The organism is Paenarthrobacter sp. AB444 (assembly GCF_028736865.1).
Lineage (GTDB): Bacteria > Actinomycetota > Actinomycetes > Actinomycetales > Micrococcaceae > Arthrobacter > Arthrobacter nicotinovorans_B.
The window spans coordinates 125,160-150,030 of record NZ_JAQZBY010000005.1; the positions used below are offsets into that span (position 1 = coordinate 125,160).

Here is a 24,871-nt window from a genome sequence, read left to right on the forward strand (position 1 = left end):
ATATGCATAGCTGGGTCTGATTTAGCAGGATTCATGCGTCACTTTGGGATAATCAACTCATGGAACTCAGCGAAGAAGATTTGCGCTTGGTCAACGCGCTGCAGATATCGCCCCGGATCAGTTGGTCCGACGCCGGCAGCGTCCTGGGCGTCCACGCCACCACACTCGCTTCGCGCTGGGACCGCCTCAGGGCTGCCGGCGCCGCCTGGACCACGGCACACCTGATGGGCGATCCCAAGGACATGTGCCTCGCCATGGTGGATATCGACTGCGAAATGCACTTACGGCCGGACGTTACGGCCGCGGTGGCGCAGCTTCCCGAGGTCATCACCGTGGAAGAGGCCGCCAGCAACCGCGACCTGACGCTCACGGTGATCACCCAGGACCTGGAACAGTTCAGCACCCAGGTGTTGCCCCGGCTCAAGGAAATCCGCGGACTCACGAAGTACCACACGGCCTTGTGCACGCGGATCCACACCAGTGGCTACGCCTGGCGTCTAAACGTGCTCAGCAAAGCCGAACAACAGGCTTTGCGGGCACTCGCGGGCCCTGAGGCAGGCAATCCTTCAGCCCTGGATACCGTCGTGGCGCCCCTGCCCGAAACACACCTGGCGCTCATTCCGTTCCTTGCCCGCGACGGCCGCGCCACGGCCGCGGAGATCGCCCGTGCCCTGGGCCGCAACCCGGCCACCGTCCAGCGGCAACTCGGGCGCGTCTTGGCCAGCCGGATGCTGTCCTTCCGCTGCGAGATAGCCCAGCAGTTCTCAGGGTTCCCCATCACCGTCCAATGGTTCGCCAACGTCCCGCCCGGACAACACGAAGCCGCCGCCACCGAACTCAGGGCCATCCGCAACATCCGCTTCTCCGCATCCACCACGGGCCGGACAAACTTCACCATGATCATGTGGCTGCGTTCGCTGGCGGACGTGATGGAAATGGAGCTCACTATCCAACAGCGCATTCCGGGCATCGAGCTTGTGGAAAGCGTGGTGATGCTCAATACGGCCAAGCGGGTGGGGTGGATGCTGCATCCCGATTCGACCGCCACGGGAACCGTGGTTCCGCCCTATGGAGAGCTGTTGCCTCCGGGTATCTAGGCGCGCTTTGTCGCCCTCAGGACTGTGTCCAGGGTGGTTCCGGATTCACCGTTCGGGCCCGATACGGTTCGTTTCCTGTCCGTCAACACGTTCACGAACCACGGCTCGCGGTCCAACCGCAGCGCTCCCGCCAGTTGCTCAGGAGTGAAGAACATTCCGGGTTCATGGTGGTGCTGGCTCCAGGAAGGGAGACCGTGCGGGTGATGGCCCACCACCAGCAACGTACCGCCGGGTGCGACGGCCGCAGCCGCTGAAGTGACCGAATTGCGCCACGGCAGCAGGGGCGAGTGCAGGAACTGTGCCGAGACCAAGTCAAAGTCCGGCTGCGGTTCCCACTCGGTGAGGTCTTGTTGCTGCCAAGTGATCCGGTCGGCAACGCCTGCTTCCTCCGCATGGGCTGCTGCCCGTTCAAGCGCGACGGCGGACACGTCCAAGGCGGTCACCGTCCAGCCCTGCTTCGCGAGCCAGATGGCGTCGCCGCCTTCCCCGCAGCCAAGATCAAGGGCTTTGCCGGGCGTCAGGTCCTGGGCTTCGGCCACCAGCTGTGGGTTCGGATTTCCGCTCCATATCTTGGCCCGCTCCCGGTACATGCCATCCCACATGTCCACTGCGTTGTCCGCGTCCTTGTGGAGGTTCAGCCCACCCTGCTGGACACCTTCATGGCGGGCGCCTTCGTGCTGGTCGCCGTGCTGGTGAGTGCCGGCGTCGTGCGTGTGTTCAGTCATGACCCAAGCGTGCCAAGAGGCTCCAGCGCTAGGCAATGCCTGTTGCCATTTCGGCAAGATCGGACAGGTGGGCTACGCCGGCGCGTTCCATCGCTGGGCCCCGGCCCCGGCGGCGCCGAGCTCGTCCGACGGGTTCTGCAGCGTGCACGACTTCAAGCTCAGGCAGCCGCAGCCGATGCACCCATCGAGGTCGTTGCGAAGGTGCTGCAGCGCCGCGATCCGCGCATCCAGTTCCTCCCGCCAGCGCAGCGACAACCTGCTCCAGTCGCCTTTGGTGGGCGTGCGCCCTTGCGGCAAGGAATCCAGGGCGTCCCGGATGTCCTTCAGCGGCAGGCCCACCCGCTGCGAGGTCTTGATGAACGCCACGCGCCTCAGGGTGTCCCGGCGGTATCGGCGTTGGTTTCCGGCCGTGCGCTCGGCTTCGATGAGCCCGTTGCGTTCGTAGAAGTGCAAGGCCGACGGCGACACTCCGCTGCGCTCGGACAGCTCACCGATGGTCAGGGGGCGGTGCGAGGGGGCTGCGGACATGGAACTGCTTCCGGTAGGGCGTGCTGGATTGACCTCAACAATAGTTGAGGTTTTAGGCTGGCGTCCATGACCCCTGACACCCCAACGGCCGGAATTCTGGGCCGACCCTACCTCCTGGCTACCGTGGGAGCCTGCGCACTGGTCTTCCTGAGCGCGTTCGAATCCCTCGCGGTGACGACCATCATGCCGCTCGTGAGCCGGGATCTGGATGGAGCCAGCCTCTACGCGCTGGCTTTCGCCGGGCCGCTGGCTACCGGCGTGATGGGCATGGTGGCGGCAGGCAACTGGTCCGACCGGAGAGGCCCCGCAGCGCCCCTGTACTCCTCCGTGGGGTTGTTCGTGCTGGGCCTGCTCATCGCGGGAATGGCGGGAAGCATGGAGGTCCTGGTGCTCGGGCGCCTGGTCCAGGGCCTGGGTGGCGGCGCGATGACCGTGGCCCTCTACGTTTTGGTGGCCCGCGTCTACCCGCCCGGGCTGCACCCCAAGATCTTCGCCGCCTTCGCCGCGTCCTGGGTGGTTCCTTCCCTGGTGGGTCCCTTCGCCGCCGGGGTCGTGGCGCAGTTGAGCAGCTGGCACTGGGTGTTCCTGGGCGTCGTGGGCCTGGTTGTTCCCGCGTTGCTGATGGTGGTGCCAGCCGTGCGGGGGATGGATTCCGAACCCACTGCCGAGACGGTCCCGTGGGCATTGGGGCGTATGGGATGGGCGGCGCTCGCGGCCCTTGCGGTGCTCGGACTGAACCTGTCCGCAGAGGTTCCGGGCGTTGGCGGGGTGATTGCCGTCGTCGCACTTGTCCTTGCATTGGTGGCCCTGCGGCCGCTGGTTCCGCGCGGGACGTTGACCGCCAAGCGGGGTTTGCCCAGCGTGATCCTTACCCGTGGTTTGGCGTCTGCGGCGTTCTTCGGGGCCGAGGTTTACCTCCCATACCTGCTGACGGAGCGCTACGCCTTCACCCCAACGTTCGCCGGGCTGACCCTGACGGGGGCTGCGCTTGCGTGGGCGGGGGCGTCTGCGATCCAGGGGCGGCTGGGCACCCGGTTGGCCGATGACCGCGCGATCAAAATCGGCGCCGCACTGGTGCTGGTGGCCATTGTCCTGACCCTGGTGACGGCAAGCTTTACCCTTCCGGCAGCCGTTACGATTGGTGGCTGGATCCTGGCGGGCGGAGGGATGGGGCTTATGTACCCGCGGCTGTCCGTCATGACGCTGGCGTTGTCCAGCGAGGAAAACCAGGGCTTCAACAGTGCGGCAATGTCGATTTCCGATTCCCTCGGCGGTGCGTTGTCCCTCGCCGCCACGGGATTGGTTTTCGCGGCATTCACGACGACGAACCCGTTTGCGGGGGTCTTCGCACTGACGGCGGTGATCGCCGTCGTCGGGGTCGTCATTGCACCGAGGGTCGCCACCCGGGCCGCCGCCCCCGACGCCCGGACCGATTCCACAAGCCACCTCTCACTGACGCAACCCAACTAGGGGACAGCACATGTCGCAATGAGCGCTCATTGCGACATGTGCTGTCCCCCAGATGGGCGGGAGTGAGCGGGCGCAACGCTGCCCGATGCAAGGCTTCACCCGGGACACTGCTAGAATGGAAGGACTTGATGTGCGGTGACGCCCTGAAGGCTCGCTCGGAAGAGCGTGCGGCAGGGCATTTTTCATGTGAGAGGCACATCCTGCGTCGATGAACGCGTTCCATTTGGTCCCGGCCACCGCTGTTGCAGCGAACCGGTAGACCACCTGACTTTTCCTCGGCGAACCCCTGGCCCAACCGGCGTCGGGGGCCGATGTCCGCTACTGGACACCGCCCGAAAGACATGAAGTAATGACTACTTTTGCTGCCCTTGGCACGCCCAAGGCAATTGCTGAATCCCTCGCCGCAGACGGCATCGAAGAAGCATTCCCCATCCAGGTCAAGACCTTGCCGGACACCCTCGCCGGCCGCGACGTCCTGGGCCGTGGCCGCACCGGCTCCGGCAAGACCATCGCTTTCGCCATCCCGCTGGTGGCCCGCCTGGCCGAGCGCGAGGCCGGCTACTTCCGCAAGCCCGGCCGTCCCATGGGCCTGGTCCTGGCACCGACCCGCGAGCTTGCAACCCAGATCAACGCAACGGTCGAGCCGCTGGCCAAGGCCATGGGCTTGAACACCACGGTGATCTACGGCGGCATCTCCCAGGCACGCCAGGAGAAGGCCCTGCGCGCCGGCGTCGATATCGTCATCGCCTGCCCGGGCCGCCTCGAGGACCTGATCCGCCAGCGCATCCTGACCCTCGAAGCCGTTGAGGTCACCGTCCTGGACGAGGCCGACCACATGGCAGACCTCGGCTTCCTCCCGGTAGTCAAGAAGCTCATGGACATGACCCCCAAGCAGGGTCAGCGGTTGCTCTTCTCCGCGACGTTGGACAACGGTGTTGACAAGCTGGTCAGCCGTTACCTGTCCAACCCGCTGACGCACTCCGTGGACGATCCCCAGGCCGCTGTCACCACCATGGAACACCACGTCCTGGTGGTCAACGACCAGACCGTCAAGAAGCAGCTCATCGTGGAACTGGCCTCCGGCGCCGGCCGCCGCGTCCTGTTCATGCGGACCAAGCACCACGCCCGCAAACTTGCCAAGACCCTCACGGACGCCGGCATCCCCGCCGTCGACCTGCACGGAAACCTGTCGCAGAACGCCCGCGACCGTAACCTTGCCGAGTTCTCCAACGGCGACGTCCGCGTCCTGGTGGCCACCGACGTCGCGGCCCGCGGCGTGCACGTTGACGACGTCGAACTCGTCATCCACGTCGACCCGCCCACAGAGCACAAGGCCTACCTGCACCGTTCCGGCCGTACGGCCCGCGCAGGTTCCGACGGCACCGTGGTCACGCTGACGCTCCCCGAGCAGCAGCAGGACGTCAAGAAGCTCATGAAGGCTGCAGGCGTGGACGTGTCGTTCGAGCGTGTCACGGCCAACTCCCCGTTGGTTGCCGAGCTCGTGGGCGAGATCGCTGACAAGGTCGACCCCCGCACCCGCGCGGCCCTGCTCGCTGCCAAGCTCCCGCAGCAGGGTGGCGGAACGTCCACCGGTGCCAACGCACAGCGCAAGCGCGCCCGCCGTTCCGGCCAGGCTGCCCCGACTGCTGGTGGCCGTGGTGGTCGCGGCGGACGTGGCAAGGTTTCGGCCGAGCCGGTCCGCACCGACGTCAACCGCGCCGAGCGTCGCGCAGCAATGAACGACGACGTCGCCCGCAACTCCCGCGGTCGCGGCAAGTCGGGTGCCACGCACCGCAACGACGTGCCGGGTTCGCAGGGACAGGGCAGCCGCAGTGGCCGTCCGGCTACCGGGCAGCGCTCAGCTTCGGCTCCGCGTTCGGCCTCGGCCACCACGACGCGCAGCACCGGAAACAAGGCTGTTTGGTCTTCGAACACCGGCGGTACCTCGGGTGGATCCTACGGTTCGGGCAACTCCGGCCGTGGTGGTTCCAGCTCGGGTCGTCCGGCCCGCAGTGGCCCCCGTCGTGCGTCGGCTCCGGCCTCGAACGAGCGCCGCGGCCGCTAGCACCAACTCACCAGCCCCGGGCGCGCCACTCTTCCAGATGGGGCCGCTCGGCTCCGAGGGTAGTGGGCAGACCATGGCCAGGGTGCACCACGGTGTCATCCGGGTAGGCGTCGAACAGCCGTTCCGTCACGTCGTTCAACAGTGACGTGAAGCGTGCGGAATCGTTCTGTGTGTTGCCGACGCCACCCGGAAACAACGAGTCGCCACTGAAAATGTGGGCCGGCCCGTCCGGATCCTGGTAAACGAACGCGATCGAGCCCGGGGTGTGTCCGCGCAAGTGGACTGCCGTGAGCTCGAAGCCGTCGAACCGCTCAACGTCGCCGTGACCAAGCCGGATGTCCACCGGAACCGGCAGCGCATCGGCGTCGTCCGCTCCTGCTGAGGTGGTGGCCCCGGTCGCTTCCACCAGCTCTGCCAACGCACGGACGTGGTCCCAGTGCTGGTGGGTGGTGGCGATCCTGGCCAGTTTGGTTGGCTGGGCGGAGTCGGCAGCGGAGTCCGCCAGGAGTTGCTGGATGGCCGGGAGGTCGTCTGCAGCGTCGATCAACACCTGTTCGCCTGTGGACTTGGAGGTCACCAGGTAGACGTTGTTGTTCATTTCGCTGACGGAGATGCTGCGGATAGTGACGTCGCGCAGTGAGTGAATAAGCGAATCCATGATGTCAGCCTACGTGGTCGGCTTCACGGCCTTGCGAGACCCAGTTGGGGTCGGCGGATCGTGAACCGACGACGGCGGCTGCAGCATGGTCGAGCACCTCAAGCTGCGCTGTTCCCAGTTGCACGGACAGCGCGCCAAGGTTCTCGTCGATCCGGTGCGCCTTGCGCGTGCCGGGGATGGGAACGACAGGGATGCCAATACGGCGGCCCTGCTCAAAGAGCCAGGCCAAAGCAACCTGCGCCGGAGTAGCTTCGAGTTGCGCGGCTACCCCGCGGACTGCGGCCACCACGGCCTGGTTCGCATCAAGTGCCTGCTCGCCAAAGCGCGGGATCTTGTGCCGGAAGTCATTCTCGCCAAGGTCACCTGCGCTGACGGTTCCCGTAAGGAACCCGCGGCCAAGCGGCGAATACGGCACGAACCCAACGCCAAGCTCCTTGGCTGCAGGCACAACATTGAGCTCTACATCCCTGCTCCAGATGGACCATTCACTCTGGACCGCGGCAATGGGATGGACGGCGTTGGCCTGCCTGAGCTCCTCGGCTGTCACTTCCGACAAACCGAGGTGCCTGACTTTGCCCTCACGGACCAGCTCCGCCATGGCCTCTACGGTTTCCACAATCGGAACGCGGAGGTCACGGCGGTGCATGTAGTAGAGGTCAATGACATCAGTGTCCAGCCGGCGGAGGCTCGCTTCCGCCGCTTGCCTGACGTAGGCGGCATCCCCGCGGACGCCCGAGTAGCCGTCCGCGGGGTTGCCCTCAATCCCGAACTTGGTAGCGAGTCGGACCTCGTCCCGGCGTTCCTTGAGTAGCCGGCCGAGGAGTTCCTCGTTGCTGCCCGCGCCATACACATCGGCTGTGTCGATGAACGTGATCCCGGCGTCCACCGCATGCCTGAGTGTTTGCAGGCCTTCTTCAGGATCGATCCCGCCATAAACGGGGGTAAGGGCCATGCCTCCGAATCCGAGGGGGCTGACAGTGAGGCCATCTCCGAGCTGAACTGCAGTCATGAACGTCTCCAATGCGCGCGTTTTGGGTGCTCTTGAAGGCGGCAACTCCAGGGTGCCGGAGGGTATTCCCTGCCCTAGTCGGCCTTTGCCGGGGTTTTTCCGGACGTGCCGGAGGGCAACGCCTTCAAACCTGCGGCACAGCCCACGATGCCCGCGATGAACAGCAGCTTCAGCGGGCTCGCCGCTTCCACGCCGGTGATCATTGCCCAGCCAACGGTCAGTGCAGCACCGATACCCACCCATACGGCGTATGCCGTGCCGAGCGGGATGCGTTTTACGGCCACACCCAATCCGAGCATGCTCAGGACGGCGGTGACGGCGAAGACGACTGTCGGCAGGGGCTGCGTGAAGCCGTTGGAGAGACCCAAGGCGGTGGCCCACACGGCTTCCAGCAGTGCTGATGCCAGGAGGATGACCCAGAAGATTCCGGTGTTCTGTGCTTTGTTTGCCTGTGCAGTCATGGCTACGCCACCACCTTCAGGCCGACCACGCACGCGCCGATGCCGGCAAGCAGGAGCAGCCGGGCCGTCGTCGTGGGTTCAACTTTGGTTACCATCGCGTAGGCCGCGGTCAGCACCACGCCAACGCCGACCCAGACGGCGTAGGCCGTGCCGGTCGGTATGGTTTGCATGGCGATCGCGAGGCCGCCCATGCTCGCGATGACTGCCACCAGGAAGACAACTGTGGGGACAGGCTTGCGGAAGCCTTTGGAACGGTGCAGGGCTGCGGCCCAGACGGCCTCAAGTGCACCGGAGAGAATGAGAATTAACCACGACATGACATTTCCTTTGGCCAGTCTTGTCGCGTGCCGGGTACTGAACCGTCGTCCGGAGGTTCCAGAGCGGAACCTTCATTTCAGGCTAGCAACTCCCGCGCGGGGTGGCCACTTGTGGTGGCGAAGGTCACCCGACGTGGTCGATCGAGATCACAGCCACAAAGCCCCGGCCGGAGATCTCGGGACTGCGGGTGTCTGAGCCAACTACGGTGTCATACCGTGACAACTCAACGGGTTCGGCCGCGCTGGTGGCCGCTTCGCCGCCGTCGGACTCTTCCGCGGCCCCGGGCGCAACAGTCGCCTTGCCCTCCAACAGGACCGCCAGCTGCCCTTCGAATACCGGGTGCGGGCGCTTCTTGGAGATCTCCACGATGGACGTGTAGCCCTTGAAAGCACCTTGGCGTGCGATGACGTTCAGGTCCCGGATATCGCCGGTAGGCAGGGTGGCCGAGGAAGCTGCCTCGCCCGAGAAACGGAATGGGCGGTACTTCTCCAACGGGTGCTCGGAGCCATCGACGGTCAGGAGCAGCAGTTCGCCGTCGATGATGGTGATGACCCGCTCCATGCCCGGGAAAACGGAAAAATCGCCCGCTGTGGAGACGTCCGCGATGCTGACCCGCCAATCCCAGGCGCCGTCCTGAGCGGAGGCGGCTTGTGGATGGCTTGCGATCTCACGCGTCACACCGCCCCCATTGCGCCACGGCTCGGGACGGACATCGGCAAAACGGATAATCTCCATCCGACCAGCCTAGTGGTGGACGCCGTTTCTCCGGTGGCAACGCGGCTTGCTAACGTCATATGTGGAAAACGTTGCGGGGATTGCTGGGAGGCGCTGGATGTTCGTCAAAGTGTGCGGCTTGAGCACGCCCGAATCCGTGCGCGAAGCCGTCGACGCCGGTGCGGACGCCGTCGGTTTCGTCCTCACCGCCAGCCCGCGTGAAGTCAGCCCGGACCAGGTCCGCATTCTGCTTCCCTTGGTCCCTTCTTCGGTGAAGCCCGTGGGGGTTTTCCGTCACGAGTCCGCCGCCGATGCCGTGGATACTGCCCGCGCCGCCGGCCTCGAATGGGTCCAGCTTCACGGTCACCGCACTGCCGACGACGTCAAAACAGTGCACGACGCCGGGATGCGGGTTATCAGGGCCGTCACCATGGGTGCCTCCCCGGACGAGTTCGCTGACCTGGGCGAGGATGTGTTCCTGATCGATGCTGCCGTGCCGGGGTCGGGGGAGTCCTGGGACTACGCGTCCGTTCGCGAAAAGGGTCTCGACGGCCGTGAATGGTTGCTCGCCGGTGGCTTGGAGCCTGGCAACGTCGCCTTCGCCGCCGCGGCTGCAGGGGCCTGGGGCGTGGATGTTTCCTCGGGCGTTGAATCGTCGCGGGGTGTTAAGGACCTGGCCAAGATCCGCGCGTTCGTCCAAGCCGCCAAAGCCTGACCCTCTCTCACGTCCCCTTGGGTTGAGCCGAGCCCTCTCTCACGTCCCCTTGGGTTGAGCCCGGCCCTCTCTCACGTCCCCCTGGGTTGAGCCGAACCCTCTCTCACGTCCCCCTGGGTTGAGCCGAACCCTCTCTCACGTCCCGATTGGTGGTGATGGAGGGTTGGGCTGAAGTGGTGGGGATGTGATGGAGGGTTGGGGTGATGGTGCGGGGATGTGATGGAGGGTTGGGGTGATGGTGCGGGGATGTGATGGAGGGTTGGCGGGGCAAAGTCAGGGGAATTTCAGGGCAGACCCCGAGCCCTTTTGTCGGGGCCACAGGGCAGAATGAAGAGTATGAAAACGCTGCTCAACATCATCTGGCTTGTCTTCGGTGGCTTCTGGTTGGCCTTGGGTTATTTCGCGGCTGGAATTATTTGCTGCGTCCTCATCGTGACCATCCCATGGGGCATCGCATCGTTCCGGATCGGCGCATACTGCCTGTGGCCTTTCGGACAGATGGTGGTGGAGAAGCCGGGCGGATCCGGGGTGTTCGCGCTCCTGGGCAACGTCATTTGGCTGCTCGTGGCGGGCATCTGGATTGCCATCGGACACGTCGTCACGGCGTTCGCCATGGCCATCACAATCGTGGGAATTCCGTTGGCCATCGCCAACCTGAAGCTGATCCCGGTATCGCTCATGCCCCTCGGAAAGCAGATCGTGCCCACCAACCAGCCGTTCGTCAGCTCCTACCGCTAGGAAACGACAACCGATCCCGTCCGCAGATCAATCTGGAACGTGCGCTCCCGACGCACCGACCCGCCGTCGGCCTCCACTGCGAAGCAAAGTTCCAACGCGTCCCGAGCGAGATCTGATGCGGTGATCGTGTACGTCGGCGTGAAGTAGAGGGCGTGTTCACCGGGCTGCAGGTCCGCCGACGGGAAGTCGGCAGGGTTGCGGTGCGGCCCCTGAAGTTCGACGCCGGTCATCGCCTTCCCGGAGCAGTTGCGGGCGCGTCCGGTGAAGGCAAGGATGTCTCCGGCTTTGTAGCCCGGGATGATGGCGCCGTAGTTAAGGTCTTGGGCCTCCCGGGTGCCCAGAATCTGCTCGCCGGTGTAGCCCTGCCCGATCTCCTTCCACGTTTGGACGTCCCATTGATCTCCGCCCGAGGAAGGGATCACGTGGAAATCACCGGCGTTCTGCCACGAAGCGGGCCTGCCTGGGGTTACGGAGCGCAGCTCCATGTCGAAGACCAGGCCCGTGAGCTGAGGAGCCGGTGAAGGCCGCGCGGAAAGTTGTTCAGTGAGCTGCTCAGCGGGGATGGAAGCGAACACGATTTCCCTGTAGCCCTGCCGCTCGTAGAGCACGCCGATGTTGCCGTCCGGCAGCCGCGTCACCGTGGAGTACGCCGAGCTGCCGGGGCACACCACAAGCTTGGCAGGCCACGTGGCGCCGTTGTCCGTGGAGAGGCTCAGGACAGTGTTCCGACGCAGGTGGGGGTCGTGGTTATTGCTGGCGAGCAGCCACGTCGCGCCGGACGCGGCATCCCCCACATCTACGCCAGGCAGTCCGTCGAAACGGGCCAAGGAGCCGTTGTCGCTGGGATCGGGGAGTTCCGGTACAGGCTGCAGGGGGCTCCAGGTCTGCCCGCCGTCCTCGGACACAGCAGACATCCGGCACGGCGTTGCCCGGGAATGCAGGAGCAACCGGCCATCGTCCAGGCACACAACCTTGTTCTCATTCGGCCCTGCTCCTGCCTTGCCCGGCCCGATCAGATCACCCAGCTGCCATGTCTCTCCGTGGTCGTCACTGAACGCAGAGGCGGCCATGATGGATCCGTCCACCAAGAGCACGTACTGCTGAACCAGCCTGCCCGCAAAGGGGCCGGTGTGCAGCTGGATGCCTTGCCCCGCGGCGGCAAAAAGCCCGGCAACCCTGCGGTTCTTGAGCTGTGCGGTGAGCCGACGGTGGTGCCAGGTCCCGCCGTCGTCGTCTGAATAGCTGATGTCCGCATGCTGCACGTCGTCCTCCGGCTCCAAGCCGGTGGCCGATTCAAAGAAGCCCGCGTGGGTACCGGCAGCGTGGAACATGAAGATGCGCCCGGTCTGCGTGTCTACCAGGAGGCTCGGATCGCCGTATCCCCGCAGCCCTGTGCCCGTGCGGACCACCTGCTGCTGCTCCCACGTAGCCCCGTTGTCATGGCTTCGCCGAAGAAGGAGATCGATGGGGTTCGGGAGGTCATCCAGGTTGGGCCGGCCGTCGTAGGCAGCGAGCACGGTGCCTCGCGTACTGACCGCCAGGGCCGGGATCCGGTACTGGCGATAGCCGCCAGCACCCCGAACGGCCAGGACATGCGCGGCGGTGGGAACGGCCAAAGGGTACGGATCATCCGCGAAGAGGTAGGAGGTCACACCTCCCAGTCTAGCTCGCGGGAAAACCCCTAAAACAACCGTCCTCCAGCACAGCAACCACTGAACTGGCATCCAGCTCGGCCGCGATCGCAACATCCTCCGCGTACCCGGCGTCGCCCAGTTCGCGACCACTCGAACAACCCCGTAAAACAGCGTCCAAATGGGGTTCTGCAGCGTCGAAGGCTGCCCCGGCAGCTGCGGCCTCCGGGGAGAAATTGTGCCGGCCCGCTGCTGCCAGTCCGGCGAGAAAAGCGCCCGCTCCGAGTTCGTCCTCCAGCGCCGGCCGCAACGCGCCATGACGCCACGCCTCACCCGCCGCAATTACGGCGATTACGGCACCAGCGGGCAACGCGGAGTCCACCCAGTCGGCAGTTGCAGCGGCATTCCGCAGAGAGACCGCAACCACCTTCCGCGCCGAGGAAGCGAGCTCATGGCTGATCGTGGAGCCGTTGGGGGAGGGCAGGACCACCCGGTCCAAGGTGTGCGCCGCGCGGAGGCTCCGGGGCGACAAGCTCAACCCCTCGGAGCCTCGCGGACCTGCCAGTGAAGCACCGCGATGCGCCGCGAACTCGCTGGCCCCGGCATCACACATGGGATAGGGGAAGACTTCTGCCCCGCGGTCGACCGCAACGCTGACGCACGTGGTGAACGACAAAACGTCAACCACAACCGCGAGGTCAGCTCCAGGCACCACCGCACGCGCGCCGTCGAGCCCCCATTCGAACCGCACCGAGTACGGAAGTTGCCGCTGCGCAGCCCCTGGTTCGCTGAGCATGAGGCTCACGCCAATTCGGCGGCGAGGTTCCGGCGGGCGGTGTCGAGCCAGAGGCCCCGGGCGCGTTCGCTGTGGAACAGCGGGTCCAGGTCCAGCAGGTGACGTACGACGGCGGCCCGCCCCTTGGCGAAGTCGGCGTCACTGACGTGGGCGTAATCTTCGCGGACGGCGGCCAGATACCGTGCGTACGACTGTTCGTCCCCTCCCAGGACGGAGAGGTCCGCATCGCAGAGCAGGGCGCCGGCGTGGTCACCGGGTTCGGGTTGGTGGCTGGACGTGAGCCGCACGAGCCGGGCGACCTCCGCCACATCAGCGGGAGCCAGGCCGGCCAAGGTCAGGCGGTTTTCGGCAAGGAGTGCCGACTCTTCCTCATCCTGCCCGGCGACGCCTTCGTAAACGGCATCATGAAACCAGGCAGCGAGCGATACTGTGCGGGCGGGCAGGGCAGGTTCCGTCAGGGTGTCCAGGGCTTCAAGGACGGCCAGCAGGTGGGTCCGGCTGTGGTATTTCCGGCCGTTCTCACCCCACCGTTCCAGCAATTCAAGGCCAAGTTCCTCGTGGCCCGGATATGTGGTATTCCAGCGTTCCAGCAGGGGAACGGTCAGCGCCTTGCTGCGTTCGCGGGCGGGGATGCGCAGCCCGCTGGCAATAAGTTTGCGGACCAGGATGCGGGCTTCCACGGGGATGGCCCCGGCCTGCACCAAGTCCTCGTAGCGGCGTTCCGGGACGTCGTAGTGGTCGCCGTCGAACGCCCGCCCGGGTACGCCCGCGGCCGCTGCGAAGGCATGCAGCTCATCCAACGACGTGTCCGACACCAAGTGCGAAAACACCGTACCGTGGGCCGGCCACAGGGGCGGATCGACGTAGATAGCCATGGCCAAAGTGTAATCCCGGCGATCCTTCCCAGTTGCCGCCCGTCGGGACGTCTACCGCCGTGCTTGCCGTCCCGGAGACAGGGGCGCCAGTGCTCTTGCCTTTCGTGGCAACTGGGAAGGAGTGGGCAGCCCTCAGTGTTCCGCCGGCAGGATGTTCTGGTTGCCGCGGAATACGTTATCGGGATCGAATTGGCCCTTCACCAGGGAAAGCCGACGGTAGTTCTGTTCACCGTAGGCCGCCATGATCCGGTCCTGGCCCTCGTCGCCGATGAAGTTCAGCCAGACACCGCCCGTGGTGTGGGGTGCGATGTCATGCCGGAACTGCTTGACCCAGTCCTTGGCTTCCTGCCCGCCTTCCCGGGTTTCCGCGAGCCCGAACGGGTGGCTGACCCACGCCGCACCCCGGTTCTGCAAGGGAGTGTTCGCCGCGGCGGGTTCGGATACGGCGCCACCCCAGCGCGCTACCAGCTGCTGCGAATGTGGGCCCGGGAGGCGCTGGGCGGAATCGACCAAGAGGTCCAAGGCGACGTCGCTGAGTTCGTCGTGGTAATCGGCGCTCCAGTAGTTGTAGTGGTCCGGGGGATCGTCGATCATGCACTGGAAGTCCGCGTAGCCCATGGGCGAGACCAGATCCACTGCAGGGCCAAGCTCGCGGAACGGCTTTGCATGTTCTTCGCCTGCTTCCACGGAGCCCGCATAGAGGTAGGCCATGCCCACCGCCAGCTTGCCCACCATGTCCTCCGGGACGAACTCTTCCGGGGGAGCGGTGAGATAGACCAAAGCGGTCCCGACGGCGTCGGGCGCTTCCAGCGCGATGCTGCGGAATGCCCGGGAGAGATCAAGGGCGTCTTCCCCCGGGAACAACATGAGCCCGGCCATCACGGTGGGACCGAGGTCATGCAGCGCGAAGGTCAGGGACGTCGCTATGCCGAAGTTGCCGCCCCCGCCGTGGAGCGCCCAGAACAACTCCGGGTTCTCATCCTTGTTGGCGGTCACGTGCTCCCCCGAAGCAGTGACGAGGTCAACGGATACCAGGTTGTCACACGCGAATCCGTAGCATCGCTCCAACCACCCTGAGCCTCCACCCAGGGTGAAACCGGAGACACCTGTGGTGGACGCCCGTCCCCCTGTGACCGCCAGCCCGTGCTGCTGGGTGGCGCGGTCGAACTCGCCCCAGGTAACGCCGCCGCCTACCGTCACAGTCTTGGCTTCGGGGTCAACGCTGATGGACTTCATGGGGCGGACGTCAACCACCAGGCCGCCGTCGTTGGTGGACATGCCCGCCACCGAGTGACCGCCGGACCGTACGGCGACGTCCAGATTGTGGTTGTGGGCGTAGCGGAGGGCCTCGGCTACTTCGCCGGGATCCGCGCATTTGGCAATGACAGCCGGCTTTCGGTCGATCATCGCATTGAAGAGTTTCCGGGCCTCGTCATAGTTCGGGTTGTCCGGTCGAATCCATTCCATGGGACGCTCCTTCGCGCCTGAGACTCTCTCCTTGGAACAGGGTACTGCGGTCCCATCCGGCGGGCTATGGCTGGAGCTTACGGAATGCTTTCGGCCGCGGCCCGCACCCTTTTCCGCCCTGCGCGCCAGAGCTTAGGGTTGCATTACGCGGGTAAGGGTGCGCACCATGCGCGGAAAGGGTGCGTCGGGCGTCACCTGGTGCGCCGGCGCAACCCCATGCCTCGTCTCCGGCCCCAGCCAATGCGCACTCACAACCGAAAGTCACATTGCGTTTGCGGGCTAAGACGTTTCTTCCAGACGCAAATACGGCACTACACTCAATCCATGCCGCAAATACGAATTTCTGAGGCCGCCCGTTTCCTCGGCGTCAGCGACGACACCGTGAGGCGTTGGACGGAGAACGGGACGCTCTCGCCGCAGAAGGACGGAGCGGGCCGGCTTGCCGTGGACGGGCTGGAACTTGCCACGCTTGCCCGCGACCAATCCCACCTCCCGGACGACCCCTCCCGCGCCGGCAGTTCAGCCCGGAACCGCTTCATCGGCTTGGTCACGGGGATCACGGCCGACAAGGTCATGGCGCAGGTGGAACTTCAGTGTGGTCCGTTCCGTGTGGTGTCCCTCATGAGCAGCGAGGCCGTGCGGGAACTCGGGCTTGAGCTCGGATCGGTGGCCACCGCCGTGGTCAAGGCCACCACTGTCATCATCGAAACACCTCAGGGAAAGAGCATCATATGACCCGCAAACCCCTTACCGCAGTGCTGCTGGCCGGGGCGTTGGCAGCGAGCGTGGCGGGATGCGCCCCGGGCACCAGCCAAACGGCACAACAAGGCTCCTCACCCTCAGGCGAAATCACCGTCTTCGCCGCTGCGTCCCTCAAAGGCACCTTCACGCAACTGGCCAAGGACTTCGAGGCAGCCAACCCGGGCACAAAAGTGAAGCTGAGCTTCGCTGGTTCCTCCGATCTGGTCACGCAGATCACCCAAGGCGCCCCGGCGGATGTGTTTGCCTCCGCTGACACCAAGAACATGACCAAGCTGGCCGACGCGAACCTCGTGGAGGGCACTGCCACCAACTTCGCCACCAACGTCCTGGAGATCGCTGTCCCACCCGGCAATCCGGCGTCGATCGCTTCTTTCGCGGACCTGGCAAAGCCGGGCGTCAAAGTGGTCACCTGTGCAAGCCAGGTGCCGTGCGGCGCCGCAACCGACGCCGTCGAGAAAGCTTCCGGAACCACACTGAGCCCGGTCAGCGAGGAGTCGTCCGTGACGGATGTCCTGGGGAAGGTCAGCTCCGGTGAAGCGGACGCGGGCTTGGTGTACGTCACCGATGTGAAGGGAGCCGGCGACAAAGTGAAGGGCATCCCGTTCGCCGAATCGGACAAGGCGGTCAACACCTATCCCATCGCCACGGTAGGCTCCAGCAAGAACAAGGCACTGGCGGCGGCCTTCATTGCCACGGTAACCGGGGACAAGGGCAAGCAGGTCCTGGGCGACGCTGGTTTCGGCACACCGTAGGGAGAATATGAAGACCACCACCGGCTATCACGGCATTCCGCGATGGATCCATGCCGTGGCAGCAGTGGGTGGCCTCCTGGTGATCCTGCCGCTGGCGGCGATGCTGCTGCGCGTGAACTGGCCGCAGTTCATCCCCCTGATCACGTCCGAGTCGTCCCTCGCGGCCCTGGGCCTGAGCCTGCGGACTTCTGCGGCCAGCACGGCTCTTTGCATTGTGCTGGGTGTCCCGCTGGCTCTGGTGCTTGCCCGGGGCGAGTTCCCCGGCCAGAAACTCCTCAGGTCCTTTGTGCTCCTCCCGCTGGTGCTGCCGCCGGTGGTTGGCGGGATTGCGCTGCTGTATACCTTCGGGCGGCAGGGCCTGTTGGGGAAGTCGCTGGAGCTGGCCGGTCTGCAGATCGCGTTTACGACCACCGCGGTGGTCCTGGCTCAAACGTTTGTGGCCCTGCCGTTCCTGGTGGTTAGTTTGGAGGGCGCCCTGCGGTCGGCGGGCAGCAGGTACGAAGCCGTGGCTGCGACGCTCGGGGCCAAGCCCACCACGGTGCTTCGCCGCGTCACCCTTCCCTTGGTCCTGCCTGGGTTGGCGTCCGGGGCGGTGTTGTCCTTCGCGCGCAGCCTGGGGGAGTTCGGCGCCACGCTGACGTTCGCGGGCAGCCTGGAAGGGGTCACTCGGACGCTGCCGTTGGAGATCTACCTCCAGCGCGAGACCGATGCCGATGCCGCCGTCGCGCTGTCCCTGGTCCTGGTTGCCGTGGCAGTCGCGGTGGTGGGCCTCAGTTATGGCGGCCGGCGACGTGCACCAGAGGCGGTCCAGCCGTGAGCTTCGAGATGCGTGCCAGCCTGAAGGCCAGGAATTTCGAGATGTCCCTCAGTCTCGGAGACGGCGAAACCGTGGCAATTCTCGGTCCCAACGGTGCCGGCAAGTCGACGTTGCTGGGGGTGATCGCCGGACTGCTGCGCCCCGATTCAGGCTCCGCCTCGATTGACGGGCGGCAGCTGTTCAAGCTCGACGCCGGTACTCGCCAATGGGACCCGCCACACCTTCGCGGTATCGCACTTTTGGCCCAGGAAGCACTGCTGTTTCCGCACCTGAATGCGTTGGACAACGTCGCGTTCGGCCCCCGCAGTGCAGGTGGCTCCAGGGCCGCTGCCCGGGAAACTGCCCGGCATTGGCTGGCCGAAGTTGACGCTTTGACGCTGGCAGGCAGGAAGCCGGCCCAGCTTTCCGGAGGCCAGGCCCAACGCGTGGCCGTGGCGCGGGCTTTGGCAGCCGAGCCGGAACTGCTGCTCCTCGACGAACCCATGTCGGCACTGGACATCCACGCCGCGCCCTTGCTCCGCCGGGTCCTGAAGCGGGTTCTGCAGGACAGGAAGGCCATCATCGTCACGCACGACGTCCTGGACGCCTACATGCTGGCAGACCGGGTGATAGTGGTGGAAAGCGGCCGCATTGTCGAGGAGGGCCCGACGCGCCAGGTCCTGGAACGCCCCAGAAGCCACTTCGCCGCCGGACTCGCCGGCCTCAATCTCGTCACCGGCGCCCTCAGCCGGGAGGGAATTACGACGCCGGGTGGCCGGGTTTTCGCCGGACAACACGATCCCGACTGGTCACCTGTGCCCGGCCAGGCGGGCGTGGCGGCGTTCCCGCCGTCGAGCGTTTCCGTTTTTCTCGGCGATGTCCACGGAAGCCCCCGCAATTCCTTCCCGGTGACCGTTACGGACCTTGAACCGCACGGCGACCAGATCCGGGTCCGGGCAGGCGCCGGTTCGGACGGCACGTTGTCCGCCGACATCACGCCAGCGGCATCGGCGGACCTCGGCCTGGCTCCCGGCATGGAGGTGCGGTTCGTGGTGAAGTCCGCGCTGGTGTCGGTGTACCCGGCGTAGGGCCTACTCCCGGCTTCAACCGACGGAGACCGCCAGCACAACGCCGACGGCCTCCGCTCCCGTTTAGGGGATGTTGTGCCAGAACAGGCGGATAACATCAACGGCTAGCCGGATGATGTTGACCGCGAGGTTCCAGGCGCCCCATGGTTCTTCACGTTTCCGCTTTGAATCCATGCCGACACCTCCTCCCAAAGGAACAGGCACGGCTCGCACTGATAGTCGGCACAACAACGTTGCGCCCTACGTGCGTAGGGCCATAAACTCAAAGTGTGGCGTTTGAGGTTCTATGGCCCTCTTACCGCACCAATGAGCGAACCGCTCAGAACAAAGACCCGATGCCAGTCGGGTCTTTCGTTCGTTAACGGCACAGCAGGCTGTTGCCTGATGGTGCAAGCCTAGGGCAGGTTCCCCGCTACTCCCGGTACATCCGCTCCGCATACGACGGGCCATAGTAGGTCTCGAGATCCTCCAGCGGCGTCTCCGGCTGGGTGTACGCCTGGGCGAGCACCGCGATGCTCGGAAGGTCTTCGGATTCCCACGTTTCCGGCTGCCACAGGCCGCTGCGCATGAAGGCCTTGCCGCAGTGCGTGAACACTTCCTCCACCGAAACCACGACGGCGGCACGTGGCCTGTGCCCCTTGACCACCATCTGATCGAAGAAGTCGGCGTCACGGACAATTCGAGCTGTTCCGTTGATTCGCAGGGTGTCGGTGCGGCCCGGGACTACGGAGAGGATCCCGACGTTCGGGTTCTCCAGGATGTTGTGGAAGCCGAAGGCGAGCTTGTTGCCGGGGCGTTCGGGGATGGCGATGGTGTGCTCGTCAAGGACGTGGATGAAGCCCGCCGGATCGCCCTTGGGGGAGGCGTCCACACGACCTTGCGCATCCGTCGTCGAGAGGACGCAGAAGGGGCTGGCGGCGAGCCATTGCCGGTCGAAGTCGCTAAGCGAGGCCCGCACCTTCTTGCGCACCCGTTCGAGGGGCAATCCGATCAGGTCTTCGAGTTCAGCGGCGGAGGAAATCGTGTCCATGGCCCCAGCCTAACCGTGCAGCTATGGACATGGGTTTCGCCGTGGGCAAACATGGAACAAGTGACCGCCAAATCAAACTTGAGCGTAGTAGACTCAACTTTGAAAGTATTGGTCACTCTCCAGAAAGGGAGCTCTCTTTGGACGTCAAATTCACTACCAAAAGCCAGGAGGCCCTTTCTGCGGCCGCCATGAACGCATCAACCGCGGGAAATCCCCAAGTGGAACCCGCCCATCTGCTGAAGGCCCTCATGGACCAGCGGGAGGGCGTCGCTGTTGCTCTGCTGCGTGCGACCGGAGCCGACCCTGATGCCGTGAGCGTCCAGGCGAGCTCGGCCATCAAGGCCCTTCCGTCGTCGTCTGGCGCCTCGGTGCAGCAGGCGCAGTTGTCGCGGCAGTCACTGCAGGCCATCCAGGCCGCACAGAACGAGGCCGACAAACTCGGCGACTCCTTCGTCTCCACCGAGCACCTGCTGCTGGGGCTCTCAGCCGGAAGTGACGCCGTCGGGAAGTTAATGCGCGACGCCGGTGCCTCCCATGAGGCGCTTCTCGCCGCCCTGCCGGGTGTCCGCGGTGACAGGAACGTCAATTCCCCGGATCCGGAGAACACCTTCCAGGCCTTGGAGAAGTTCGGCACGGACCTGACTGCGGTGGCGCGCTCCGGCAAGCTGGACCCCGTGATCGGGCGTGACAGCGAGATCCGCCGCGTCGTCCAGGTCCTGAGCCGCCGTACCAAGAACAACCCGGTGTTGATCGGTGAGCCCGGCGTTGGGAAGACCGCCGTCGTCGAGGGCCTCGCGCAGCGGATGGTGGCCGGCGACGTCCCGGAGAGCCTGCGCGGCAAGACGCTCATCGCCTTGGATCTCGCATCGATGGTGGCTGGCGCAAAGTACCGCGGTGAGTTCGAGGAGCGCCTGAAGGCCGTCCTGGAGGAGATCAAGAACTCCAACGGGCAGATTGTCACGTTCATTGACGAGATCCACACCGTTGTTGGCGCCGGCGCCACGGGCGAGAGCGCCATGGACGCCGGAAACATGCTCAAGCCCATGCTGGCCCGCGGGGAACTCCGCCTGATCGGTGCCACCACCTTGGATGAGTACCGCGAGAACATCGAGAAGGACCCCGCCCTGGAGCGCCGCTTCCAGCAGGTTTACGTGGGAGAGCCGAGCGTTGAAGACACCATCGGCATCCTCCGCGGCCTCAAGGAGCGCTACGAGGCGCACCACAAGGTAGCCATCGCCGACTCGGCGCTGGTTGCCGCAGCCACGCTGTCCAACCGCTACATCTCGGGGCGCCAGCTGCCTGACAAGGCCATCGACCTCGTGGATGAGGCCGCGTCCCGGCTCCGCATGGAAATCGACTCGGCGCCGGAAGAGATCGACCAGCTCCGCCGCGCCGTCGACCGTTTGACCATGGAAGAGCTCGCCCTCCAGAACGAAACCGATCCTGCTTCCGTTGAGCGGCTCGCCGCGCTTCGCGCTGACATGGCGGACAAGAAGGAAGAACTCAACGCCCTCAACGCACGGTGGGAGGCTGAGAAGGCCGGACTGAACCGTGTGGGTGACCTGAAGGCCAGGATCGATGAACTGCGCTCCGCTGCCGACAAGCACCAGCGCGAAGGTGACCTGGAATCGGCGTCGCGGATCCTGTACGGCGAGCTGCCGGCCCTGGAACGGGAGCTGAGCGCGGCAGCCGAGGAGGAGTCCGCCCGCAGTGATTCAAAGCCGGAGCTGATGGTCGCTGAGGAAGTCACTGCCGATGACATTGCCGAGGTCATTTCTGCCTGGACGGGTATCCCGGCCGGCCGCATGCTTCAGGGTGAGTCCCAGAAGCTGCTGCACATGGAAGAGGAGCTCGGCAAGCGACTGATCGGGCAGTCCAAGGCGGTACAGGCCGTGTCCGACGCCGTCCGCCGTGCCCGTGCGGGGATCAGCGACCCCAACCGGCCCACGGGTTCGTTCCTGTTCCTGGGCCCCACCGGCGTTGGTAAGACAGAGCTGGCCAAGGCCTTGGCTGACTTCCTGTTTGACGATGAACGAGCCATGATCCGGATCGACATGTCGGAGTACAGCGAGAAGCACGCTGTGGCCCGCCTGGTGGGTGCCCCTCCCGGATACGTGGGGTACGAAGAGGGTGGCCAGCTCACCGAGGCTGTCCGACGCCGGCCGTACTCCGTGGTGCTGCTGGACGAGGTTGAGAAGGCCCACCCGGAAGTGTTCGACATCCTGCTGCAGGTGCTCGACGACGGTCGCCTCACCGATGGGCAGGGCCGCACCGTGGACTTCCGGAACACCATCCTGGTGCTGACGTCCAACTCGGGCAGCCAGTTCCTGGTGGATCCGTCGCTGGATGCCAAAGCCAAGCGCGAAGCCGTCATGGCCGTGGTCCAGGCCTCCTTCAAGCCCGAGTTCCTGAACCGTTTGGACGAGATCGTGCTCTTCGATCCGTTGTCCGTTGAGGAACTGGCACGGATCGTGGAGTTGCATGTCGACGAGCTCAGCAGGCGGCTCCGGGACCGGCGGCTCACGCTCGAGGTCACCGATGGCGCCCGGGCGTGGCTGGCCATGTCCGGCTACGATCCCGCCTACGGTGCCCGGCCGCTGCGTCGACTGGTCCAGCGCGAGATCGGCGACCGCCTTGCCAAGGAAATCCTGGCCGGCGAAATCAGCGACGGCGACACCGTACTGGTCGATACTGCGGCGGACTTGGACGAGCTCACCATCGACGGTTTGGAAGCGTTGTCAAACGCCGACGGCGGGACCCCCGCCGGTACGGGCCTCACCGTCCGCCGGAAGTAGGACGGTCCGGCACTACTTCTCGAGGAGGTCTTCCTTGATGGTATTGCCGGAGTCCACCACGATGAAGCAATCAACGCGGCGGTCGCCACGGTCCCAGCTGGAACTGCTGGGGTACACGTTCTGCTGGAGCAGCACGTAGTTGGCGGCCGCATCGTTGAGCTTCACGGTCTTGCACACTTCCCGGCCCTTGTCCCGAAGGGCATTGGCGCCCGGGAAGGACTCGTCAGCGCCATAGCTGAACACTGCGCCGAGCTGGGCTGAATGTTCGGTGTCGCAGGCAACCGCCCTGGCCTCGCTGGCTTTGGGGTCGAAGCTGGCGAAGCAATCGCCTATCTGGAAGTCCTTCGCGTTCGTGTCGCGGGGGAGCGGGCCAAGCGTTGCCGAGGCACTGGGGCTCGCCACGCTGGCTTCAGGCCGGTTGCCGAGCAGGTTGAGCAGAACCCAAATCACCACGCCAATGAGAACCAGGACACCGACAACGATTCCGCCAATGACAAGACGCTGGCGCTTGACCGGATCGCCATGCGGCTCCGGCTGCCATTCCTGGGCCGTTTGCTGGGCAGGGTATGGCTGGCCCGTGTAAGGCTGTCCTGCGTCCTGTCCCGGGTACGGTTGGCCCGTATAGGGCTGACCCGGCTGTGACTGGTTCGTATAAGGCAGCTGCCACGGGTAGTTCGGCTCGCCGCCGGGCGCTGGGTCTGTGTTTGCCGCACCGTTTTCCGGGGGCAGCGCCGGATCAGGTTGCTCGGCCGGGTTGGGGACGAAGTCGGGGTCGAGCTCAGGTGCGGGGTCGGGTTGGAGGCCCGACGGTGTTGTCCCCGGCTCCGTTTCAGGCTGTTCGCCAGGTGCCGGGCGAGGTGTTTCAGGCGCGGGGGACGCACCCTCCTTGCCCTGATCGTGTGGTGAACCATCACGCGGTGAGGTGTTGTCCTGGCTCATATTTCCGGGTGTGCCTTCCTGCTGTGGAGCCGCATTGAGGCCGACTCTACCCAATTTTCCCCGTGCTTGGAGGTGCATATGGCTGGTTTTGACGGTGTGGGGCCTGGACTCGGGGCCTATGTGGCGCACAGGCACCCCTGAAAGCATGTAATCTAGACATACGACAAATTGACCAAACATTCCGGGGCCTCACCGATAGCCAAGGTGACCACCTCCGGTCCAAGTACAAAAGGGGGTCACGCCATGGGGCGCGGCCGTCAAAAGGCAAAAGCTACCAAGCAGGCTCGGGACATCAAGTACTACTCCCCGAACACTGACTATTCGGCACTTGAGCGTGAGCTCACGGGGCCATCCAGTCGTGTAAAGAGCCACTTCCCGGACGATCCTCCGGAGCCGGACTACTCGGCCTACGAGGACAAGTACGCGGAAGATGATGACGACGAGGTAGACACCCGCCGTATCGGATAGCTGTCGCAACCAACAGGTGCCGCTGGCACTGAGTTGCGTACCGCCGTCGTACATCAGGTCATCGCGCATCCCCGGATGCCGTACATCTTTTGAAAAGGGCCCCCAGGGCACGCCGCTCATTGGCGTACCCTGGGGGCCTTTTCTGCTGAGGCCCAAGTCCTGGCCGTGGCAGGATTAAAGGCATGACGGAGAGAAAGCACTACGCCAGCGGCGAGCCCTGCTGGGCGGACCTGCAGACCAGGGACGTCGCGGCTGCCAAGGATTTCTACCAGCAGGTGTTTGGGTGGTCGTACAAGGACCTGCCGACTCCGGACGGACGCAGTTATTCGCAGGCGTTCGTGAAAGATCAGTTGGTGGCTGTCATCGCTCCGCAGAATCCCCTGCAGGAAGCCGCCGGGACGCACGGACAGTGGAACATCTACCTGGCCGCCACGGACACGGAAGAAGTAGCCGAGGACGCTGCCCACGCCGGCGGCAAGCTGCAGTTCGGCCCCGAGGCAGTTGCCGATACGGGAGTGCTGGCGTTCATCGAGGCAGCAGGCGGGGGAACCACGGGGATTTGGCAGGCGGGAACGCATATTGGCAGCCACCTGTACAACGAGCACGGTGCGCTGGCATGGGCCGAACTTCTCACTCCTGAGCCCCAGGCCGCCGTCGCGTTTTTCCAGCAGCTTTTCGGCTACGAGGTCACCGAATATCCCCAGGACGACGGCGGCAGCTACAGCACGCTGATGGTCGGCGGTGATGAGGTGGCCGGCATTGTCCCTGCCGAGGAGGGCGACGACGCCGCGTGGCAGGTGTACTTTGGGGTGGCTGATGTCCGGAAGGCCGCCGACGCAGCCGTCGCGGCCGGGGGAGAGCTTCTGGTGGAACCCGAAGACCAACCCGAGGCTGGGTCATTGGCCACCATCATGGACCCCCAGGGCGGAATCCTGAGCCTGATCCAGGTCTAGTACCCAACTAAAAGCGGCCCG

The 24,871-nt window shown here is 65.1% G+C and carries 25 protein-coding genes and 1 riboswitch; of the genes, 12 read left to right on the top strand and 13 right to left on the bottom strand.

Annotation, left to right across the window (positions count from 1 at the left end; genetic code table 11):
• The first annotated feature begins 59 nt into the window (after positions 1–59).
• Positions 60–1,097: an Lrp/AsnC family transcriptional regulator gene (locus PQ627_RS08470; RefSeq protein WP_274260023.1), complete on the top strand. Its 1,038-nt coding sequence runs from the start codon at positions 60–62 to the stop codon at positions 1,095–1,097.
• On the opposite strand, the gene PQ627_RS08475 is transcribed toward PQ627_RS08470, so the two are convergent.
• A complete protein-coding gene (locus PQ627_RS08475; RefSeq protein ID WP_443192748.1) occupies positions 1,094–1,822 on the bottom strand; it encodes an SAM-dependent methyltransferase in 729 nt (242 codons plus the stop codon). The two genes, PQ627_RS08470 and PQ627_RS08475, sit on opposite strands and share 4 nt — an antisense overlap.
• 72 nt (positions 1,823–1,894) lie before the next feature.
• Positions 1,895–2,350 carry a redox-sensitive transcriptional activator SoxR gene (soxR, locus tag PQ627_RS08480; RefSeq protein ID WP_274260027.1) on the bottom strand — a complete coding sequence of 152 codons (456 nt, stop codon included), beginning with the start codon at positions 2,348–2,350 and terminating at the stop codon, positions 1,895–1,897.
• 66 nt (positions 2,351–2,416) lie between these two features.
• Between soxR and PQ627_RS08485 the strand changes: the two genes are divergently transcribed.
• Both PQ627_RS08485 and PQ627_RS08490 read left to right on the top strand, forming a co-directional pair.
• A complete protein-coding gene (locus PQ627_RS08485) occupies positions 2,417–3,820 on the top strand; it encodes an MFS transporter (protein ID WP_274260029.1) in 1,404 nt (467 codons plus the stop codon).
• Positions 3,821–4,169: 349 nt separating this feature from the next.
• Complete coding sequence (locus tag PQ627_RS08490) at positions 4,170–5,885, top strand: DEAD/DEAH box helicase (protein ID WP_274260030.1); 1,716 nt, start codon at positions 4,170–4,172, stop codon at positions 5,883–5,885.
• A 7-nt stretch (positions 5,886–5,892) separates the two neighbouring features.
• Here PQ627_RS08490 and PQ627_RS08495 read toward each other — a convergent pair whose 3' ends face one another.
• The 5 genes from PQ627_RS08495 to PQ627_RS08515 form a co-directional block, all read right to left on the bottom strand.
• On the bottom strand, positions 5,893–6,543 hold the full coding sequence (locus tag PQ627_RS08495) for an MBL fold metallo-hydrolase (RefSeq protein ID WP_274260032.1): 651 nt from the start codon (positions 6,541–6,543) through the stop codon (positions 5,893–5,895).
• Between the two features lie 4 nt (positions 6,544–6,547).
• Positions 6,548–7,552, bottom strand: a complete 1,005-nt coding sequence (locus PQ627_RS08500; protein ID WP_274260034.1) for an aldo/keto reductase — start codon at positions 7,550–7,552, stop codon at positions 6,548–6,550.
• Between the two features lie 74 nt (positions 7,553–7,626).
• Positions 7,627–8,013 (bottom strand): DMT family transporter, encoded by a 387-nt coding sequence (locus PQ627_RS08505; protein ID WP_144661243.1) that lies wholly within the window; start codon positions 8,011–8,013, stop codon positions 7,627–7,629.
• A 2-nt stretch (positions 8,014–8,015) separates the two neighbouring features.
• On the bottom strand, positions 8,016–8,330 hold the full coding sequence (locus PQ627_RS08510) for a DMT family transporter (RefSeq protein ID WP_274260037.1): 315 nt from the start codon (positions 8,328–8,330) through the stop codon (positions 8,016–8,018).
• Between the two features lie 9 nt (positions 8,331–8,339).
• A riboswitch (guanidine-III (ykkC-III) riboswitch) is annotated at positions 8,340–8,405 on the bottom strand.
• Positions 8,406–8,454: 49 nt separating this feature from the next.
• The gene (locus PQ627_RS08515; protein WP_274260039.1) at positions 8,455–9,066 is read right to left on the bottom strand and encodes a HutD/Ves family protein; all 612 of its coding nucleotides are present in this window, start codon (positions 9,064–9,066) and stop codon (positions 8,455–8,457) included.
• A 97-nt stretch (positions 9,067–9,163) separates the two neighbouring features.
• Here PQ627_RS08515 and PQ627_RS08520 point away from each other — a divergent pair, with 97 nt between their 5' ends.
• Complete coding sequence (locus tag PQ627_RS08520; protein ID WP_274260041.1) at positions 9,164–9,760, top strand: phosphoribosylanthranilate isomerase; 597 nt, start codon at positions 9,164–9,166, stop codon at positions 9,758–9,760.
• Between the two features lie 336 nt (positions 9,761–10,096).
• The gene (locus tag PQ627_RS08525; protein WP_144661254.1) at positions 10,097–10,498 is read left to right on the top strand and encodes a YccF domain-containing protein; all 402 of its coding nucleotides are present in this window, start codon (positions 10,097–10,099) and stop codon (positions 10,496–10,498) included.
• On the opposite strand, the gene PQ627_RS08530 is transcribed toward PQ627_RS08525, so the two are convergent.
• The 4 genes from PQ627_RS08530 to PQ627_RS08545 form a co-directional block, all read right to left on the bottom strand.
• Complete coding sequence (locus PQ627_RS08530; protein WP_274260043.1) at positions 10,495–12,150, bottom strand: sialidase family protein; 1,656 nt, start codon at positions 12,148–12,150, stop codon at positions 10,495–10,497. The genes PQ627_RS08525 and PQ627_RS08530 overlap by 4 nt on opposite strands.
• Positions 12,151–12,160: 10 nt before the next feature.
• The gene (locus PQ627_RS08535; protein ID WP_274260045.1) at positions 12,161–12,925 is read right to left on the bottom strand and encodes a 2-phosphosulfolactate phosphatase; all 765 of its coding nucleotides are present in this window, start codon (positions 12,923–12,925) and stop codon (positions 12,161–12,163) included.
• Positions 12,926–12,930: 5 nt separating this feature from the next.
• A complete protein-coding gene (locus tag PQ627_RS08540; protein ID WP_144661260.1) occupies positions 12,931–13,800 on the bottom strand; it encodes a DUF4031 domain-containing protein in 870 nt (289 codons plus the stop codon).
• A 132-nt stretch (positions 13,801–13,932) separates the two neighbouring features.
• Complete coding sequence (locus PQ627_RS08545; protein ID WP_274260047.1) at positions 13,933–15,267, bottom strand: FAD-binding oxidoreductase; 1,335 nt, start codon at positions 15,265–15,267, stop codon at positions 13,933–13,935.
• 324 nt (positions 15,268–15,591) lie between these two features.
• Between PQ627_RS08545 and PQ627_RS08550 the strand changes: the two genes are divergently transcribed.
• Genes PQ627_RS08550 through PQ627_RS08565 form a run of 4 tightly spaced genes read left to right on the top strand, consistent with a single transcriptional unit; the run spans position 15,592 to position 18,665 of the window.
• Positions 15,592–16,002, top strand: a complete 411-nt coding sequence (locus tag PQ627_RS08550; protein ID WP_274260049.1) for a TOBE domain-containing protein — start codon at positions 15,592–15,594, stop codon at positions 16,000–16,002.
• Positions 15,999–16,781, top strand: a complete 783-nt coding sequence (modA, locus tag PQ627_RS08555; RefSeq protein ID WP_274260051.1) for a molybdate ABC transporter substrate-binding protein — start codon at positions 15,999–16,001, stop codon at positions 16,779–16,781. The genes PQ627_RS08550 and modA overlap by 4 nt, the downstream gene beginning before the upstream one ends.
• 7 nt (positions 16,782–16,788) lie before the next feature.
• Entirely contained in the window at positions 16,789–17,598 is an 810-nt protein-coding gene (locus PQ627_RS08560; protein WP_274260053.1) for an ABC transporter permease, read from the top strand.
• The gene (locus tag PQ627_RS08565) at positions 17,595–18,665 is read left to right on the top strand and encodes a sulfate/molybdate ABC transporter ATP-binding protein (RefSeq protein ID WP_274260055.1); all 1,071 of its coding nucleotides are present in this window, start codon (positions 17,595–17,597) and stop codon (positions 18,663–18,665) included. The genes PQ627_RS08560 and PQ627_RS08565 overlap by 4 nt, the downstream gene beginning before the upstream one ends.
• Positions 18,666–19,077: 412 nt before the next feature.
• Here PQ627_RS08565 and PQ627_RS08570 read toward each other — a convergent pair whose 3' ends face one another.
• The gene (locus tag PQ627_RS08570; protein ID WP_274260057.1) at positions 19,078–19,695 is read right to left on the bottom strand and encodes a pyridoxamine 5'-phosphate oxidase family protein; all 618 of its coding nucleotides are present in this window, start codon (positions 19,693–19,695) and stop codon (positions 19,078–19,080) included.
• A 137-nt stretch (positions 19,696–19,832) separates the two neighbouring features.
• Here PQ627_RS08570 and clpB point away from each other — a divergent pair, with 137 nt between their 5' ends.
• Positions 19,833–22,490, top strand: coding sequence for an ATP-dependent chaperone ClpB (gene clpB, locus PQ627_RS08575; RefSeq protein ID WP_274260059.1), 2,658 nt, complete (start codon positions 19,833–19,835; stop codon positions 22,488–22,490).
• A 12-nt stretch (positions 22,491–22,502) separates the two neighbouring features.
• Here the strand turns inward: clpB and PQ627_RS08580 are convergent, their stop codons facing one another.
• A complete protein-coding gene (locus tag PQ627_RS08580; protein ID WP_274260062.1) occupies positions 22,503–23,429 on the bottom strand; it encodes a septum formation family protein in 927 nt (308 codons plus the stop codon).
• 243 nt (positions 23,430–23,672) lie between these two features.
• On the opposite strand from PQ627_RS08580, the gene PQ627_RS08585 reads away from it, so the two are divergent.
• Positions 23,673–23,897, top strand: coding sequence for a DUF3073 domain-containing protein (locus PQ627_RS08585; protein WP_011776148.1), 225 nt, complete (start codon positions 23,673–23,675; stop codon positions 23,895–23,897).
• Positions 23,898–24,079: 182 nt separating this feature from the next.
• Positions 24,080–24,850, top strand: a complete 771-nt coding sequence (locus PQ627_RS08590) for a VOC family protein (protein WP_274260068.1) — start codon at positions 24,080–24,082, stop codon at positions 24,848–24,850.
• Positions 24,851–24,871: the final 21 nt, after the last annotated feature.